This is a genomic window from Pseudomonas juntendi (assembly GCF_021560075.1).
Classification (GTDB): domain Bacteria; phylum Pseudomonadota; class Gammaproteobacteria; order Pseudomonadales; family Pseudomonadaceae; genus Aquipseudomonas; species Aquipseudomonas juntendi.
In genome coordinates, this window is sequence record NZ_CP091088.1 from 3,594,374 (window position 1) to 3,612,243 (window position 17,870).

Genomic DNA, 17,870 nt, shown 5'->3' on the forward strand with positions numbered 1-17,870 from the left:
GGGCGTGGCCGACCGGCCAACAGGGAGGCGTTAATTTGCCGTTGCGGCGGCTCGTTTACCAACAAAGCCGCCCTGCAAGAGGACCTTCGCATGCCTAGCCCCTCCCGCATCACCCAGGCACTCCAGCAAGGCCTGCGCCGCCTGGTCGGCAGCCCCGGCCCGGCTGCCAGCGCCTACCGCCTGTTCGATCTGCAGCTCAAGCAACGCATCACCCTTTCCCCATCACTTGCACGCCTGGTGTTCACCGCTGCGGATGTGGCGCGGATGGCCACCATGGCCCCCGATCAACGGGTCAAGCTGTTCTTTCCCCCCCCAGATGGTTCGCTGCCTGTAGTTCCCGCCGATGCCCACTGGAAAACGGCGCACAGCGCCTTGCCGCCCGCGCAACGCCCACCCATGCGGACCTACACCATCCGCGCGCTGCGTCGGGAAGCACTGGAAGTCGATGTAGATTTCGTGCTGCATGGCGTCAACGGCCCTGCTTCGGCTTGGGCCACCCATGCCCAGGTAGGTGACCGCCTGCAGATGCTTGCGCCCAACCTGGACTATGCCGGCGACCCCGGCGGTTATGAATGGAAGCCACCCCAGGGCGTACGCAACGTACTGCTGGTAGGTGACGAAACGGCACTGCCGGCGATTGCCGGCATTCTTGAGCAACTGGCAGGGACCCAGCCCGAGCTTGCGGTGCAGGCGTTCATCGAGGTGCCGTTGCAAGCTGACTGCCTGGATCTGCGCCATGGCGATGCCACCGAACTGCATTGGCTGCCGCGCGAGCTGCTGGGCTGCGCGCATGGCCAGGCCATGCAGCATGCGGTGCGCGAACTGGCCAGCCTGCCTCAAGGGCAGGCCGCGTCGCGGGTAAAGCTGGAAGAGGTAGATATCGACACACGAATACTGTGGGAGCAGGCCAGTAGTGCCAGGAGCACATTCCATGCATGGGTCGCGGGGGAATCGGCGACAGTGATGGATATTCGCCGGTATCTGATCAAGGAGCGCGGGTTGCAACGCGCGTGCCTGACCCTGATGGGCTATTGGCGGGCCGGGCGGACCTTTGATTGACGTGAGATAGCCGGGGCACTTTGCGGCCCCGGCAATGGTTCAGACTGCCGCGCTCAACGCCTCGGCAAAACGCTGTGCAACGTCATCGATCTGCTCGCCGCTGATGATCAACGGCGGCAGGAAGCGCACCACCGCGCCATGCCGCCCACCCAGCTCCAGGATCAGCCCACGCCTGAGGCACTCGCGCTGCACCTTCGGCGCCAGGTCGCGGTTAGCCGGTGGGTGGCCCAGCGCATCGGGCTGGCCTTGCGGGTCGACCAGCTCCACGCCCAGCATCAAGCCCCGGCCACGGATATCACCCAACTGCGGGTAGTCCCGCTGCAGGCGCTGCAGGTGCCCACGCAACCGTAGCCCCATGGCCTCGGCATGCTCGGCCAGGCGATGCTCGACCAGGTAGTCGATCACCGCCGAACCCGCCGCCATGGCCATCTGGTTACCGCGGAAGGTGCCGGCGTGCGCCCCCGGTTTCCACGTGTCCAGCCAGTCGCGATACACCACCACCGCCAACGGCAGGCTGCCGCCAATGGCCTTGGAAAGCGTGACCACGTCCGGCACGATGCCGGCATGCTCGAAGGCGAACATCCGCCCGGTACGGGCAAAGCCGCTCTGAATCTCATCGACGATCAAGGCCACACCCGCCTGCTCGGTGATCCGGCGCACGCCCTTGAGCCATTCGATATCGGCCGGGATCACCCCGCCCTCGCCCTGCACCACCTCCAGGATGACTGCAGCCGGCAGTGGCACCCCGCTTTCCGGATCGAGCAGCAGGTTTTGCAGGTAATGCAGGTTGGCCTTGACCCCGGCCTCACCGCCCAGGCCGAACGGGCAGCGGTAGTCGTACGGGTATGGCATGAACTGCACGCCGCTGCTCAACAAGGCACCCAGCGGTTGCTTGGGACCATGGCTGCCCATCAGGCTCAGGGCCCCCTGACTCATGCCATGGTAGGCGCCCTGGAAGGCCAGCACGGTGCTGCGCCCGGTGGCGCTGCGCACCAGCTTGAGTGCCGCCTCCACGGCGTCGGTCCCGGTCGGGCCGCAGAACTGCACCTTGGCCTCGCGGCGCAGGGCCTCGGGCAGGATGCTGTACAGGTCCTGAACGAAGCGGTCCTTGACCGGTGTAGTCAGGTCGAGTGTGTGCAAGGGGATCTCATCGGCCAGCACACGCTGGATCGCCTCGATCACCACCGGGTGGTTATGGCCCAGCGCCAGGGTGCCGGCGCCCGCCAGGCAGTCGATGAACTGTCGGCCTTCGACGTCTTCGACGTGGATACCCCTGGCGCGCTTGAGCGCCAGCGGGATGCGCCGTGGGTAGCTGCGGGCGTTGGACTCCTGCTGTTGCTGGCGTTGCAGCAAGGGTGAGTCGGTGAATTCGTACAGGGCCTGCGACACGCTGGCCGGCGGGACCTGGGCAAGGCTGGAAGCGGTGGACATGGGTAAATCCTCGCAAGCGAGCGAAAGTGCGGGTGTTCGTCGCTTGGAAAACGCTTGGGTGCTGGGAGGATTTAGCGGTTGTTACTGTATTTTACTTACCCTGTGCCGGCCCTTTCGCGGGCTTGCCCGCTCCCACAGGTACTGCACAGCGCCTGACCCTGTGGGAGCGGGCAAGCCCGCGAAAGGGCCGGCACAGGCAGTGAAAATCAACTGCTCGAACGCGCCGGCACTTGCAACCACACCCGCAAGCCATCGCTACTGCTGTCGAACCTGAGGCTACCGGCACACCGCTGCACGATCGCCTGCACAATCGCCAACCCCAGCCCGCAACCACCGCTCTGCCCGCTGCGCCAGAAACGCTCGGTAAGGTGTTCCAGATCCGCCTCGGCAATCCCCGGCCCATGGTCACGCACCATGAAGCCCACCTGCCCGTCAGCCATCTGCACCTCCAACTCCACTGCCTGTTCGCCGCCATGGCGCAGGGCGTTGTCCAGCAGGTTGCGCAGCGCGGCCACTGCCAGCGGCGCCGGCATGCCCAGGTAGATCTGCGTGGCCTCTTCAGGCAGGCGCAACACGATACGCCGGTTGTCACCCCCACCGGCATCCTGTACGGCCTGGCGGGCCACCTGCTCGGCGCTGCACTGCACGCCATCCTCGAACGAAAGGCTGCCCTCCACCCGTGCCAGCATCAGCAGTTGCTCAAGGGTACGGTGCATGCGGTCGGCGCCCTGCTCGGCATGCTCCAGTGCCTGCTCGCGCACGGCGCCATCGGTCATGCGCGCCACCTGCAGGTGGGTCTTGATTGCGGTCAACGGGCTGCGCAACTCGTGCGCGGCATCGTCGGTCAGGCGCCGCTCGCGTTCGATGGTCTGGGCAATGCGCAGGAACAGCTGGTTCTGGGTGTCCAGCAACGGTTGCAACTCGCTGGGCAGGCCCGCCACCTGCAACGGCTCCACGCTGTCGGCGCGCCTGCGGCGCAAGGCATCGCGCATGCGGTTGAGCGGTTCCAAGCCCTTGCCCAGGCCGATCCACAACAACCCCAGGCTACCGAGCAGGGCCATCAGCACCGGCGCCGAAGCCGCCAGCAGGATCGACTGGTTCAGCGCTTCACGCTCCATATGCCGGTCGGCGGTGGTGATGCGCACATCCCCATGGTTGTAGGTGAAGGTGCGCCACGAAGCGCCGTCGATGGTCTGGTCGCGGAAGCCGCTGCGCTCGTCATCCATGGTCCCATCGTGCTTGTGGTTGCTGGCGAGGATTTCGCCGCGCAGAGAGCTGACCTGGCAGGCCATGCCGTCCGGCACGCTGAACTGGTCGGCCGAGAAATGCGCCTCGCCGCCCTTGGCCGTCAAGGGCTGCGGCAACTGGTCGATCAGCCCGGCGACCATGCGCGCCGAGGCGACCAGCCGTTGGTCGAGGGAAAACATCATCTGCTGGCGCAGGTCGCGCAGCATCCATGCCGCAGCCAGCACCCAGATGATGATGAAGGCACTGCCCAGGATCAGGCTCAAGCGTACCCGCAGGCTCACGGTGCGGCCTCTTCCGGTGCCTGCGCCGGGCCCAGGCGGTAGCCCAGGCCGCGCACGGTCTCGACGATACCGTTGCCGAGCTTGCGCCGCAGGTGGTGGATATGCACGTTCAGGGCGTTGCTTTCCACTTCGTCACTGAAGCCATACACGCAGTCCTTCAACTGCTCGCTGGACAACACCCGCCCGGGGTTTTGCAGCAGGGCCTGCAACAGCGCCTGTTCACGGCGGGAAAGGTCGACCTGCTGGCCGGCCAGGGTCGCCTCGCAACTGCTGGGGTCGTAACGCAGCGGGCCGTGCTCGATCACATTGACCGCCCGCCCCGCCACCCGCCGCAGCAGGGTGTGCAGGCGTGCAGCCAGCTCGCGCAGGTCGAAGGGCTTGAGCAGGTAATCGTCGGCACCGGCCTGCAGGCCATCGACGCGATCGGTGACGGCGTCGCGCGCGGTGAGCACCAGTACCGGCAAGGTCTCGCCTTTTTCGCGCAGGCGGCGCAGCAGCTTGAGGCCGTCTTCGTCGGGCAGGCCCAGGTCGAGGACCATCACGTCGAACTGCGCCGCCTGCAGCATGGCCCGCGCAGCGGCGGCGTTGCCCACCCGGTCGACGGTCAGGCCCTGGGCGGTAAGGCCGGCGCAGATGCCGGCAGCGATCAGGTCGTCGTCCTCGCAGAGCAGAACGTGCATGGTGTGGGCTCCCGCATTGGTGTGGCTGGCATTGCACTATGAAGGGATTAAGGGGGGATTATGGACCTTTGCAGGTGGGCTGGGCGAGCGCGGCTTGAGCGCGTGCGACCGCCTTGAACGAAGTCTCCTTTTCCTACAGCCGACTCAGGAATTTCCGAACCAAATCCATGATGGGATTTCCCCCTGCACACGCTGTCAGGGAGACACCTCATGCACCTGGATTACCTCGTGCCCTCGTGGTTCGAGATCGAATCACGTGTTACCGATGAAATGGGCTATCAGGGACGCGCCCAATTTCGTAGCTACCTCAATGAACCTGTGGCCTCACTGGCCCTCAACCTACGTCGGGTCAGGGCCGTCCAGTCGGCCTTCAACCAGGCCGAGTGGCAGGCCGGCAGTATCCTGCACCAACGCTTTGCCGACCTGGAAATCGCCAGCATCCTCAACGAACTGCTCAAGGTGGTGAGGGAGATGGCGATGATCGTCGTCGGCAGCACCCTCACCGGCGGCGCCATTGGCGCTGGCATCGGGGCATTTGGCGCAGGTGCAGGGGCCATTCCCTTGGCCGGCGCTGGCGCGGCGATGGGCCTCAAGGTCAGCGGCTGGATACTTGGCGTACTGGGGCTTGCCTCCATCGCCGAGTTCTTCATTGAAGGCCTGCCCCGCATCGGCGAGTACTACCTCGATGGCATTCGCATAGCCTGGGAGGGCACGCGGGACGATAGCTACAACCCCTTTGGGGGCGATGATCCGCAGGCGATTTCCAGGGCTGCCCATCACATCGCCTTGGGCCACGTGGAAGTAGTGGTGCTGCTGTTGGGGGCGATCGTCTCGTACCTTACCCGCGGTCGCGGTGACGCACGGGTGCTCGCGCAGGAAATGGCCGCCAGCAGCAAAGGCGCGCGCCTTGGGCAATGGATGCTCAAGCATGAGGAAGGGTTGAAGAAACGGCCAGATCTGCAAGTGCCGGAACGGCGCAAGGGTGCGGGGAATGAGCCGCAGCCAGTTCAGCCGAACCGGCAGGCGGGAAAAGAACATGAGCCCTCGACAGTCAAGCCCGCTAGCATGCCATTGCACACCGTGGCGTGTTTCAAGGCGGACAAATTGCCAGCATCGAAGCATGGCGAGTTTGAACGGCAATTGAAGGGGCAGCAGGAGGGGTTGAATCGACTGACGGTTGAAGAGTTTTTGGAAAATGTCGCCAATCCCGTAAAGCGAAACCCAATTTTGGCACGCAAAGCTCGCAAGCAGATGCAAGACAAGTTGGAGCAGCGGATACTGGATGACTTGCCGGACGAGATGAGTCTATTTGAGGCCCAAAGGATGGCTGCAAGATTAGCTAAGGAGACCATGGCAACGCTTGCAGCCTTGCACAACCCTGATTTGACCGCCGGAGGCAAAGATGCCATTGACGATTTCGGGGACAGGCAAGTCAACTCCACCATAGGCCCCCAGTGGAAAAGCAAGATCAAGAGTATGCAGACAGCTGCCGAACAAACATTGAAATCGGGCAGCGGTGCTTCCCTCATGAACATCAAATTACACAAATGCTAGATTGATAGGGACCTCATAATGGATGACGTCTACGCCTCCTTCATCGAAAAAATTGGACAACCTATTCTCAGGCAGGAGGTACCTGCCTCGGCCATCGAACGCTACAGGGGAAAACTACCAGAAAAATTGATGGAATATTGGGCAAAATACGGGTGGTGCGGATACGGTGACGGCATTTTTTGGACGGTCGACCCTCAAGAGTATGAGGGTGTCGTTGCGTATTGGATCAATGGCACGCCCTTGGCCGCGCATGACAACTATCACGTAATCGCGCGTGGGGCATTCGGCGATCTATACTTGTACGGTGAAAGAACAGGCTTTTCACTGAGCATTGCCAGCCATATCTCACATTACTGCGGCAACAACCGCCGCACCTCTAACATCGACAGACATGTGCAATCATTCTTCCTACAGACAAAAAAGGACAGCAATGATTTCGAAGGGTTATTCGAAGCAGCAAGGAAAAAACTTGGCATACTCAATCACAATGAAATGTATGGATTCAACCCCGCACTTGCCTTTGGTGGGAAAGCGAGTTTAGAGCGAATCGAAAAAGTAAACACCCTGGAACATTTAATAATGCTCTCAAAGCTAACTGCACTTGAGCCCTACCGCTTCTCCGACTTCTAAAAACCCAAAAGGGACTCGAAACCATGGACGTAGTCTTCAGCATTTTCCTGGAAACCTTCGGCGCCCCCATCGGCCAGCAGCCCGTGCCACCTGCCGCCATCGATCATTACAGAGGCAAACTCCCGAACCGCCTCCTTGAATACTGGCAAGACCACGGCTGGTGCGGCTACGGCGGCGGCTTGTTCTGGCTGGTAAATCCCCAGGAATACCAGGAGGTAGTGGCCTCTTGGTTGGCAGGTACGCACTTCGAAGCATGCGACACTTATCACCTCATCGCCCGCAGCGCTTTTGGCGACCTGTACCTATGGGGTGAGAAAACCGGCTCGGTGCTGACCATCGCGGCCTACCATTCCCGCTACCTCGATGGCGCTCACAGTTCAGGAGACGAAGAACGCGACAACAAGATCCATGGTTTGCTCATGTGGCTAATGACCGAATGCATCTATTTCGACGACCTGTTCGAACCTGCCAGGGAACGGCTCGGCACCTTGGGCGTAGATGAAATGTATGGCTTTGTCCCCGCCTTGATGCTGGGAGGGTCAGACAGCCTTGAGCGGCTTGAAAAGCTCAAGGTGGTGGAGCATCTGCTGCTGCTCTCCCAATTGAGCGAACTGCAACCCTATGAATGGGCTGACGAAGGGGAGGATTAGGCCCTGACGTGCGGGTTCAATGCCTCCGGCCTGTCGACATCCTGAAGCACGCCGACGTCCTGCACGTGCACCCTGACGCAACTTTCTGGGTGAGCCTTCACTACCGATCGCGCCCCTTCATCACCCTGCAACCGGACAAGCGCCGGCCAGAAATCACGGCCGAACAACACCGGATGGCCCTGCCGCCCGGCATGCCAAGGCAGGACTATCGTTGACGCACTGGCCTGGCGTGCAAGCAAGCCAAGCGTGGCGGGCGCCACCCAGGGCATGTCGCCCAACACAACCGCTACCGCCCGCGCCTCGCAATCTGCCAGCGAGGCGGCGCCGGCCGCCAGGCTATGGCCCATGCCCCGTGCGCAATCGACACTGGAAATGACCCGGCACGCCGATGGCAAACCCAGCGCCTCTGCCCGTTCGCCGGCGCGCAACACCACCCGCACCTCCTCAAACACCGCGCAGGCACGTTCGACACTGTGCACCAGCAGGCTGCGACCATCCGCCATCAGCGCCCGGCGCTTGTCACCGCCGAAGCGTAAGCTGCTGCCAGCCGCCAACACCAACGCCACCACACTCATAGTGCCGCCCGCCCAATGCCGTTGCGCAGGCGCAAGATATCGGCCAGCACCGCCAGGGCGATTTCCGCCGGGGTCTTGCTACCCAGGTTGAGGCCGATCGGCGCATGGATACGCGCCAACTGGTCGCTACTGAGGCCACCGATGCGCTGCAAGCGCTCGCGACGCTTGTCAGAGGTGGCCTTCGAGCCCATCACGCCGATGTAGAACGCTTCGGTACGCACCGCTTCAAGCATGGCCAGGTCATCGATTTTCGGATCATGGGTCAATGCAACCACCGCCGTGTCGGCATGGCAACCGCCATTGGCGATAAATTCCGACGGCAGCTCGCGGCGTAGCTCGATGCCGTCCAGGTGCACGCCGTCGAGCACTTCATCACGTGGCTCGCAGAGAATCACTTCGAAGCCCAGGCCTTTGCCGAACTCGGCGCAACAGTGCGCCACGCTGGAATAGCCCGCCAGCAGCAGGCGCTGGGCGGCGCCGACGCGCAGCCGTACACAGGTGGGCTCACGCTGCACCCGCGGCCCCTGGCTGGTGTCAGGCACCAACTGGCGGTTGCCGTCGGGCAGGCGCACTTCACGCAACAACCGGCGCTGCCCCAGCAATGCGCTTTGCAACTCGCGCAGGTGGGCCTGCACGTCGCACTCGGCCGCCAGGTTTTCCACCAGCACTTCCAGCACCCCGCCGCACGGCAGGCGAATGCCCGAGCGGGGGTCGCTGCCATCGCCGTAACGCACAAGGGTGACCGGCTCGGCGAACTCGCCCAAGGCCACACGGTGCAGGAAGTCGTCCTCTACGCAGCCGCCAGACAACGACCCCAGCCACTGGCCGCTGGCGTTGACCGCCAGCAGCGACCCCGGTGCACGCGGCGCCGAACCGTAGGTGGCGAGTACCGTGCACAACCACACCCGCTGACCGCTGCACGACCACTGCAAGGCCTGGCGTATCACCTGAAGATCGAGATGCTGCACCGGTTACTCCGCCTGCAGCTCGGCGAGCTGCTGGACCTTCAGGTCACCGGGCAATCCACCCCAGGCCTGGCGCAGGTAGTTGACCATGTCCGTCACCTGCCGGTCATCGAGCTTATCGGCAAAGCCCGGCATCGGCTGCATGCGCTCGAAGCCGGTGAACTGTTGTTCGCGGATGCCTTCGAGGATGACCTTGACCAGGTTGCGCGAGTCGGCCTGGCGCAGCACGGTATTGCCCTGCATGGCCACGGCGACGTGTGGCTTGCCCTCGCCGTCGACCCCATGGCAGCCGGCGCAAACGTTCAGGTACTGCTGGTGGCCGCGCTGGGCACTGTCGCTCATCTGCGCCAGGGCAACCGGCTGGATGACCTTGGCAGCGGGCGGCTGGTCGCCCAGCAGGTAGGTGGCCATGGCCGCCAGGTCGGCGTCCTCCAGGTGCTGGGTGCTGTGGTGCACCACCGGGAACATCTCGTTGAACATACTGCCCTGGGCGCTGATGCCGTGCTTGAGGAAGGTGGTCAAGTCTGGCTGGGTCCAGCCCCGCTCAGCCAGGTCTTGCGCCAGCAGGCTGGGCGCCAGGTAACCCGCCAGCAGGCCGCCGCTCAGGCGCTGGTCCTGCTGCAGTGCACCGATCGCATTGCGTGGGGTGTGGCACTCGCCACAGTGGCCCATGACTTCGACCAGGTACTGGCCACGCTGCCAGGCCGGGCTTTTGCCCTCGGCTGGCTGCAGCTGCACGCTCTTGCCATACAACAGGTTCCAGCCGCTCAGGCCCATGCGCACGTTGAACGGGAAGCGCAGCGCCGTCTGCGGGGCCGGGCGGTTGATCGGCGGTACGGTTTTCAGGTAGGCAAGAATCGCGTCCGAGTCTTCGCGCTTGATCAGGTGGTACGAGGTGTAAGGCATCGCGGGATAAAGGTTGGCACCATCCTTGCGCTTGCCCTGCGTGACTGCTGCGAAAAACTCGTCGGCGCTGTAGTTGCCGATGCCGTACTGCTTGTCCGGGGTGATGTTGCTGCCGTAGATGGTGCCGAACGGCGAATGGATCGGCAGGCCGCCGGCATACGGTGCGCCACCTTCGGCGGTGTGGCAGGCCATGCAGTCGGCGGCGCGGGCCAGGTATTCACCGCGCTTGACCTGCGCTTCATCGGCGGCCAGGGCCGCCGAACTGACGGCAACACCCAACGCCAGCGCCAATGCGCTACGTACGAAGCCCATGTTCAACCCTCCTTGACCAGGCCGAGGTCGTTGAGCACCTGGCGGGTGGCGTCGTAGTAACGCACGTAGCCAGTGCACCGGCAAATGTGGTGCCCGAGGCTGGCCTCGATGCGGTCTTGCACTTCGCTCTTGTTCAGCGGCTGGCGCTGGGCGGTTTCCACCAGCACGGTAGCGGCGTTGACGAAGCCTGGTGCGCAGTAACTGCACTGGAAGGCGAACAGGTCGACGAACTTCTGCTGGATCGGGTTCAGCGTCAGGTTGCCGGCCTCGTCCTTGCTGGCATGGCCTTCGATGGTGCGCACTTTCTTGCCTGCAAAGTAGTGGGCACCGGTGATGCAGGTACGCACTTCTTCGCAGGTGCCGTCCGGGTTGTCCACGATCACCACGCAGGCATGGCAGATGCCCTGGCCGCAGCCCAGGCGCGAACCGGTGAGGTTCTGGTGTTCGTGCAGGTAGTCGAGCATCGCCAGGTCGTCGGGGACCTCGACCGGGCCGACCGGTTGACCGTTGAGGGTCAGTTGCAGTGGGCGGTTAGCCATTGAGGGCCTCCTTGATACGGGCTGGGGTAATGGGCAGATCGCGCACGCGCTTGCCAATGGCATGCGCGACGGCATTGCCGATGGCACCGACGACCGGGATCATCACCACTTCGGCAATGCCCTTGGACGGGTCGGTGGGTGACAGCGGCGGCAGAATTTCGCTGGTCTGCTGCCACACCGCCACATCGCGCGCATGCGGCAGGCGGTAGCGGTTGAAGTTCCAGTCGCCCTCCCCGGGCCCGCCCTCGTACATTGGCATTTCTTCGGTCAGGGCGTGCCCGATACCCATGGCGATGCCACCTTCGAGCTGGCCTTTGACCAGCTCCGGCACCAGCGCCCGGCCGCACTCGACCCAGCTGTGGTGGTTGAGCACTTGCACTTCGTGGGTGCCCTTGTTGACCTTGACTTCGACAATGGTCGCCACCGGGCTGTAGTAGGTGACCATGGCGTTGTTCAGCTGGGTATCGGGGTACGCCGCGTTCTGCCGGTCGAGCAGGTGATAACCGTGGCTGCTCATCTGCGCTTTCTTGGCGTTGACCGCGCCGTCGCCGTATTTCACGGCCACGGCGTCGAGCGGGAAGCGCTCGCGCACACCGTCGATGACGAAGTCGGCTTCGGCCCAGCTCCAGCGGTTGAAGCCGTGGACGCTCACACCGGTGACCAGGCCCATGTCATGGGCCTTTTGCGCCAGTTGGGCGAACGGGATCGGAGCCAGGCCGTTGCCGGTCAGCTCACCGTTGACCCACACAGCGTTCTCGCGGCGCACCACCAGCGGGTTGGCCTGCCCGCCGTAAGGCCCCTGGCGCCAGATGGCCATGGCCGCCGGCCACAGGCCGTGGTTGAACAGTACCCGTGCAGCTTCGCGGGTAGCGTGGCTGAAATAGAACGCCGAGTTGGTCGCCGACGATGGCGACGCCAGCTTGCCCACCCAGCGCGGGTTACGCAGGGCAGCGTCCTGTTCGGGCTGGCTGATCAGGTACGGGTTGCCGCTGGTGGTCAGCTGCAGCTCTGGCCACTCGGTAACGGCAGTGCGCACCTCATCGGCCGAACGGCCAAGGAAGTCGCTGACCACCAGGGCCTGCGAAGTGGACATGCCAGTGCCCAGTTCGGTACCGATGTGGCGCAGGCTGATGCGCCCGTCGCGGCTGAACTCGACGCTGGCCATCGGCGCTTCCGCGCCAGTCCCGAAGTCTTTCTGGCAGATGGCGAAACCCACGCCGTACCAGTGATCCTGGTCCTTGGCATCCATCTGCTGCTTGCGTGCGTCACGGTTGCGCCACCAGTCGTGCACGGCGGCCTTGTCGAGAATTTCGTACAGGCGCAGGGCGCCGGCCGGCACCGCCCCCTGGGTGTTCTTCATGCCCGACTTCAGCGCGTTGGCACGGCGCAGGTCGATGGCATCCACGCCCAGGCGGCCGGCGATTTCATCGACCATCATTTCAGTCGCCGCCATGCTCTGCAGGGTGCCATAGCCGCGCATGGAACCCGCCTCCACGCCACGCGAGTAATAGGCAGTCACCGACAGGTCGTTCTGCGGCATGTAATAGATCGACTGCGCTGCGGTCGCACCCACTGCGGCCACCGACGGGCTGTAGTTGATGCGCCCGCCACCGTCGCAGCTCATGTCGGCGCGGAAAATCTTGAAGCTGTTGTCTTTCTTGTCCACCGCCAGTTGGTAGCGGATATCGAAGGCATGGCGCTTGATGCCGCTCTGGAACTGCTCGTAGCGGTCATTGGCCAGGCGGACCGGTACCCCGTCGCCGTACAGCGCAGCCACGGCAGCGTAGAAAACGAAGATGTTGTTGTCCTTGGAGCCGTAGCCCACGGTGTAGCCGGGGTGCATGTTCAGGGTGTTCAGGGCAAACCGCGACGGCTTGATCATGTGCACGCATTCCTGCGCCACTTCGAACGGGCACTGGGTGGCAACCACGAAGTGCAGCGTGCCGCTGGCCCGGTCGTACCAGCCGTTGCCGTTGTCCGGCTCCAGCGCGGCAGGTTCGATGGACGGCGTCTTGTAGCGCTCGTCGAACACCAGCCAGTCCTCGGGCGGGTTGTCCAGCTGTTCGGCCATACGGTTGGCGTAGAACAGCCCCTGCTCGGTCAGGTCACCATGCTGGTTGGGCTGTTTCGACCACACCGGCTTGCGGTTGAGGATGGTGGGGAACAGCATGGAATTCTTCAGGCTGGAGAACTCATCGTCGTCGAACGGCGTGGCGCCGCCCACCCGCACGAAGCGGAAGCTGCCATAGGGGTCACGCTGGTACAGCGGCGCCTGGGCGCCGTAGCGGATCGCCTGGTCGTTGAACTGCAGCTTGCGCTTGGCCTGGCGGAAACGCTCGAAATCGTGCCAGATCAGGATTGCCACGGGGTGGCCGATGAACATCGGTACTTGGCCGGGCGGCAGCAGTGGGTCGGGCGAGTGCGCTTCGGGCCAGGCGATGCCGTCCTGTTCCAGGTCGGCGGCGGTGACGACACGGTCTGGTTGCAGGTCTGCCCCCAGCAGGCTCAGGTCATGCCCGGCATAGATGCGGTCAGCCTTGGTGGCCTTGAGCAGCAAGGCATGGCCCTGCTGCACCGGCCAGCCTGGCATGTCCTTGGCACGGATGTCGCGGGCGAACACCTTGTCGCCGCAGACCTTGGACAACGCATCGTTACGGAAACGCGCCTTGCCGTCATGGTTCATCCACTTCTGCGGCGAAGCGGTGACGCGTTCCTCCATCAGCGCGGCGAATGCCTGGCTGCCAAGTGGCGCCATGGTCACACCGACACCAGCGACCAGGCCGCCTTGCAGGAAGGCGCGCCTGGAAATATCACGGTTGGACATGCTTGATCCTCTGGGCAGTCGAGGGTCTGCCCTTTCTTCTGATTCTGGGCCTGGCTTGAAGAAAGCTGACCTGAACGTCAACTTTACAGCAATTTAGCGAGGACAGGCAAAGTCAAGCCGACAATATGTCGCGGTGTGTCGGGTTTTAAGCGGAGGATCCGTGCTTGGGCTGATAGGTGTTCGCCTTTGGAGATTCGGCGCTTGGGAGATCGAGCGCCGCCCGCGCGGCGCATCGCGAGCTGCGCTCGCTCCTACACTTGTTTCGGGCCATTTATGCCTGTGGGATTTGCGCGCGAACGCATTGGCGCATGCCTCAATACCGCGCCGTACAAACAAGGCGGTCGCGCGCGCCTGTCACGGGCGTAACTGGCCCGAAACAAGCGTAGGAGCGAGCGCAGCTCGCGATGCGCCGCGCGGGCGGCGCTCGATCTCACAGGCGCTGCAAATCCCCCGTCAAGCACCGAAAACCCTCACACCCCCTTCAAAACCGCCGTTAACCTTCATTTAATCAACCCCAGCCAGCATGGCCCCATTCCCCGTTCTGCCAAGGCGAAGACATGCGCGTTCTCCTGCTCTTCCTGACACTGCTACTGGCTGCCCCCCTGCAAGCCAACCCGTTCGACGTCAAACCCGATTTCCTGCCGGTCGAGCAGGCCTTCGTACTGACCCACGACCGCCAGGCCGACGGCCAGATGCGCCTGTACTTCCAGATCAAGCCGGGCTACTACCTGTATCAGAAGCGCCTCAAATTCGATGGCCTGCCGAGCGATCAACAGCCGCAATTGCCGCCGGCACTCAACCACCATGACGAGTTCTTCGGCGACAGCGCGGTGTACCGTGACCAGCTCGAGCTGCTGCTGCCGGCCAACGCCCATGGCCAGTTGCGCCTGGGCTGGCAGGGCTGCGCCGACGCCGGCCTGTGCTACCCGCCACAGACCACCAGCATCGACCTGGGCGGCAGCGTAGCGCCGGCCCCCGAACAAGCCAGCGACCAGGCCCTGGCCAGCGGCCTGCAACAGGGGCACCTGGCCTGGAGCCTGCTGGCCTTCTTCGGCCTGGGACTGTTGCTGGCCTTTACCCCCTGCTCGCTGCCGATGCTGCCGATTCTCGCCGGGCTGGTGTTGGGCAACGGTGCCAGCGCCCGCCGCGGTTGGCTGCTGGCCGGGGTCTACGTACTGAGCATGGCCCTGGTCTACGCCGCCCTGGGCGTGGTCGCCGCGCTGCTAGGCGCCAGCCTGCAAGCCTGGCTGCAACAACCCTGGCTGCTGGGCAGCCTGGCGGGGCTGTTCATCATCCTCGCCCTGCCGATGTTCGGCGCCTTCGAACTGCAGTTGCCCGCCGCCCTGCGTGATCGTCTCGACCGGGCCGGGCGAGGCACCCGCGGCGGCAACCTGTATGGTGCGGTCTTACTGGGCGCGTTGTCCGGTTTGCTGCTGGGCCCCTGCATGACCGCGCCTCTGGCCGGGGCGCTGCTGTACATCGCGCAAAGCGGCGATGTGCTGCAAGGCGCGCTGGTGCTGTTTGCCCTTGGCCTGGGCATGGGCGTGCCGCTGCTGTTGCTGGTCACCCTGGGCAACCGCTACCTGCCACGCCCGGGCGCCTGGATGGACCGGGTAAAGGCGGTATTCGGCTTCGTGTTCCTGGCCATGGCGCTGTACACCGTGCGCAGCCTGCTGCCGGCCAGCCTGCTGCTGGCCCTTGCCGGTGCCTGGCTGGTCGCCCTGGCCTGGGCAGCCTGGCCGGCCCTGCAGCGGTTGCCGGCACTGCGCGCAGTGCCGCTGCTGGGGGCGCTGTGGGGGGGCTTGCTGTTGGTCGGCGCGGCAGCCGGCGGCGACGACCTCTGGCAACCCCTGCGCCCATTCGCCGGGGGGGCAGCCGCGCCAGCCACTGCTGCGCACGCCGAGGATAGCTTCGTCACCCTCAGCCGCCCAGAAGACCTGCAACGCGAACTCGATGCCGCCAAGTCTCGCGGGCAATGGGTCATGCTCGACTACTACGCCGACTGGTGCGTGTCGTGCAATGTGATGGAAAAACAAGTGTTCAGCCGCAGCGACGTGCAGGCCGGGCTGGCCGGCGTGCACCTGCTGCGGCTGGACGTGACCGCCGACAGCCCCGCCAGCAAAGCGCTGCTACAACGCTACCAGGTACCGGGCCCGCCCAGCATTATCTGGATCGGCCCAGAAGGCGAAGAGCGCCGCGCGCGGCGCATCACCGGTGAAGTGGACGCCGCCGCGTTCCAGCAACACTGGGCCCAGACCAGGAGCCAAGGCTGATGCTCACCGTGACCCTGGGGCCGCTGACCATGGCCCTGAACCACCTGCTCATGCTCACCGCGCTGGTGATCGCCAGCGTGGTCGGCTGGTGGGTCGCACGGCGCGGCGGTGAAAGCCCGGAGTCGGCGCTGTTCAACCTGTTTCTGCTTGGCTTGCTCAGCGCGCGGGCGGGGTTCGTGCTGGCGTACTGGCCGATGTACCGGGACGATCCGCTGCAAATCATCGACATCCGTGATGGCGGCTTTCTGTTCTGGTCGGGCCTGGCGGGTATCGTGGGCGGTGCCCTGTGGCAGGGCTGGCGCCACCCAGGCCTGCGCCGCCCGCTGGGCTGGGCGCTGTTCAGCGGCGCGCTGTTCTGGGGCCTGGCCAGCTTTGGCGGGCACTTGTACAGCAAGGGCACCGAACTCCCCGAACTGAACCTGCGCAATGCCGGCGGCCAGCCCGTGGCGCTGCACAGCTACCGCGGTACACCGCTGGTGATCAACCTCTGGGCCACCTGGTGCCCACCCTGCCGGCGCGAAATGCCGGTGCTGCAGCAGGCGCAGAGCGAATACCCGAACGTGACCTTCCTGTTCGTCAACCAGGGCGAAACCCCGGAAAACGTCAGCACCTTCCTCGCCACCACCGGCCTGAGCCTGACCCACGTGCTGTTCGACGGCACCGGCCTGCTGGCCCAACGCGTCGGTTCGATGGCCCTGCCCACCACGCTGTTCTATGACGCCCATGGGCGGCTGGTCGGTAGCCACCTGGGCGAGTTGTCCCGGGCCAGCCTGCGCCACGCCCTGGAACCTTTCGAGCGGGCCGCTGCGCCCGCCCCTGCCGCACAAGGAAACTGAAATGCGATTGACTGCACTGTTGCCCCTGTCCCTGGCCCTGCTGGCCGCCCCCGCCTTGCAGGCCGAAGAGCTGCCCAAGGCGGTTCAGCAACTGCAAGCCAAGGGTGCCGTGATCAAAGGCAGCTTCGACGCCCCCAACGGCCTGCGCGGTTACGCCGCCGAGTACCAGAACAACGCCCTGGCCCTGTACCTGACGCCCGACGGCAAGCACGTACTGGTCGGCAACCTGTTCGACGAACAGGGCAAGGACCTGAGCGCAGAGCCGCTGGAAAAGCTGGTGTATGCGCCGTTGAGCAAGGAAATCTGGGCGAAGATGGAGAAAACCGCCTGGATCGCCGATGGCAGGGACGATGCACCGCGCAAGGTGTACCTGTTCAGCGACCCCAACTGCCCGTACTGCAACATGTTCTGGGAACAGGCACGGCCTTGGGTCGAGTCGGGCAAGGTGCAGTTGCGCCACATCATGGTCGGCATCATCCGCGAAGACAGCCCAGGCAAGTCGGCCGCCCTGCTGGCGGCACAAGACCCGGCCAAGGCTTTGCACGCGCATGAGAAGGCCGGCAAGGCCAGCACCCTGACAGCGCTGAAGCAGGTGCCGCCGGCGGTTCAGCAGAAGTTGGCGGCAAACATGGCGTTGATGGAAGAGATGGGGTTGCAGGCCACCCCAGCGATTTTCTATCAGGATAACCAGGGTCAGCTGCAGAGCCAGCAAGGCGCACCACGGCCGGAGATGCTTGGGAAGATTCTTGGCAAGCGCTAGCGCCTGAGGTGAGTGCTGCAAATAGCGAGCGCCGCCCGCACGGTGCTCGATCTAGAATTCGGCAGAAAAGTTATACCTTGTAACACTTAATTGTGCACCAGAACTATCGATACCGCTCATCACAAATAGAGTATTCATAATAAAAATCCCTACACGCCTTACAAGCCAGTAGGAAACGGCCCACACCAAAAACTGAAAAGCCCCGCCCAATACCACTAATCAATTAATTGTCAGAAACATCCTTCAGACGCCCCTCACAACAAGCATCACCACCCCAACAAACGCACCTACTGTTAGAAACTGAATATTCAGCGGAAAAACTTGACACCCCTCATTCCTGACAATAA

At 64.0% G+C, this 17,870-nt stretch carries 15 protein-coding genes; 7 read left to right on the forward strand and 8 right to left on the reverse strand.

Annotated elements, in window-relative coordinates; genetic code table 11:
- The first annotated feature begins 90 nt into the window (after positions 1 to 90).
- Complete coding sequence (locus tag L1P09_RS16715; RefSeq protein ID WP_235767915.1) at positions 91 to 1,059, forward strand: siderophore-interacting protein; 969 nt, start codon at positions 91 to 93, stop codon at positions 1,057 to 1,059.
- A 39-nt stretch (positions 1,060 to 1,098) separates the two neighbouring features.
- On the opposite strand, the gene L1P09_RS16720 is transcribed toward L1P09_RS16715, so the two are convergent.
- The 3 genes from L1P09_RS16720 to L1P09_RS16730 form a co-directional block, all read right to left on the reverse strand.
- Entirely contained in the window at positions 1,099 to 2,490 is a 1,392-nt protein-coding gene (locus L1P09_RS16720; RefSeq protein ID WP_054905378.1) for an aspartate aminotransferase family protein, read from the reverse strand.
- 206 nt (positions 2,491 to 2,696) lie between these two features.
- Entirely contained in the window at positions 2,697 to 4,019 is a 1,323-nt protein-coding gene (locus L1P09_RS16725; protein ID WP_009684794.1) for an ATP-binding protein, read from the reverse strand.
- Positions 4,016 to 4,699, reverse strand: coding sequence for a response regulator (locus tag L1P09_RS16730; RefSeq protein WP_009684795.1), 684 nt, complete (start codon positions 4,697 to 4,699; stop codon positions 4,016 to 4,018). The genes L1P09_RS16725 and L1P09_RS16730 overlap by 4 nt, the downstream gene beginning before the upstream one ends.
- Positions 4,700 to 4,909: 210 nt before the next feature.
- Between L1P09_RS16730 and L1P09_RS16735 the strand changes: the two genes are divergently transcribed.
- From L1P09_RS16735 to L1P09_RS16745, 3 genes are read left to right on the forward strand one after another with little or no spacing between them, the layout of a single operon-like run.
- Positions 4,910 to 6,253: a DUF6861 domain-containing protein gene (locus L1P09_RS16735; RefSeq protein ID WP_235767916.1), complete on the forward strand. Its 1,344-nt coding sequence runs from the start codon at positions 4,910 to 4,912 to the stop codon at positions 6,251 to 6,253.
- 18 nt (positions 6,254 to 6,271) lie between these two features.
- Positions 6,272 to 6,883 (forward strand): GAD-like domain-containing protein, encoded by a 612-nt coding sequence (locus L1P09_RS16740; RefSeq protein ID WP_054881179.1) that lies wholly within the window; start codon positions 6,272 to 6,274, stop codon positions 6,881 to 6,883.
- Positions 6,884 to 6,906: 23 nt separating this feature from the next.
- Entirely contained in the window at positions 6,907 to 7,533 is a 627-nt protein-coding gene (locus tag L1P09_RS16745; RefSeq protein WP_054881180.1) for a GAD-like domain-containing protein, read from the forward strand.
- On the opposite strand, the gene L1P09_RS16750 is transcribed toward L1P09_RS16745, so the two are convergent.
- Genes L1P09_RS16750 through L1P09_RS16770 form a run of 5 tightly spaced genes read right to left on the reverse strand, consistent with a single transcriptional unit; the run spans position 7,530 to position 13,654 of the window.
- Positions 7,530 to 8,108, reverse strand: coding sequence for a nucleotidyltransferase family protein (locus L1P09_RS16750; protein ID WP_054905380.1), 579 nt, complete (start codon positions 8,106 to 8,108; stop codon positions 7,530 to 7,532). The genes L1P09_RS16745 and L1P09_RS16750 overlap by 4 nt on opposite strands.
- Positions 8,105 to 9,076 carry an XdhC family protein gene (locus L1P09_RS16755; protein WP_054905381.1) on the reverse strand — a complete coding sequence of 324 codons (972 nt, stop codon included), beginning with the start codon at positions 9,074 to 9,076 and terminating at the stop codon, positions 8,105 to 8,107. The genes L1P09_RS16750 and L1P09_RS16755 overlap by 4 nt, the downstream gene beginning before the upstream one ends.
- Before the next feature lie 3 nt (positions 9,077 to 9,079).
- Positions 9,080 to 10,291, reverse strand: coding sequence for a cytochrome c (locus L1P09_RS16760; RefSeq protein ID WP_054905382.1), 1,212 nt, complete (start codon positions 10,289 to 10,291; stop codon positions 9,080 to 9,082).
- 2 nt (positions 10,292 to 10,293) lie between these two features.
- Positions 10,294 to 10,830, reverse strand: a complete 537-nt coding sequence (locus L1P09_RS16765; RefSeq protein ID WP_029887985.1) for a (2Fe-2S)-binding protein — start codon at positions 10,828 to 10,830, stop codon at positions 10,294 to 10,296.
- Positions 10,823 to 13,654, reverse strand: coding sequence for a xanthine dehydrogenase family protein molybdopterin-binding subunit (locus tag L1P09_RS16770; RefSeq protein ID WP_054881183.1), 2,832 nt, complete (start codon positions 13,652 to 13,654; stop codon positions 10,823 to 10,825). The genes L1P09_RS16765 and L1P09_RS16770 overlap by 8 nt, the downstream gene beginning before the upstream one ends.
- A gap of 557 nt (positions 13,655 to 14,211) precedes the next feature.
- Here L1P09_RS16770 and dsbD point away from each other — a divergent pair.
- Genes dsbD through dsbG form a run of 3 tightly spaced genes read left to right on the forward strand, consistent with a single transcriptional unit; the run spans position 14,212 to position 17,523 of the window.
- Positions 14,212 to 15,927 (forward strand): protein-disulfide reductase DsbD, encoded by a 1,716-nt coding sequence (gene dsbD, locus L1P09_RS16775; RefSeq protein WP_232892908.1) that lies wholly within the window; start codon positions 14,212 to 14,214, stop codon positions 15,925 to 15,927.
- Positions 15,927 to 16,763 (forward strand): TlpA disulfide reductase family protein, encoded by an 837-nt coding sequence (locus tag L1P09_RS16780; RefSeq protein WP_232892907.1) that lies wholly within the window; start codon positions 15,927 to 15,929, stop codon positions 16,761 to 16,763. The genes dsbD and L1P09_RS16780 overlap by 1 nt, the downstream gene beginning before the upstream one ends.
- 1 nt (position 16,764) lies before the next feature.
- Positions 16,765 to 17,523: a thiol:disulfide interchange protein DsbG gene (gene dsbG, locus L1P09_RS16785; protein ID WP_235767917.1), complete on the forward strand. Its 759-nt coding sequence runs from the start codon at positions 16,765 to 16,767 to the stop codon at positions 17,521 to 17,523.
- Positions 17,524 to 17,870 lie beyond the last annotated feature (347 nt).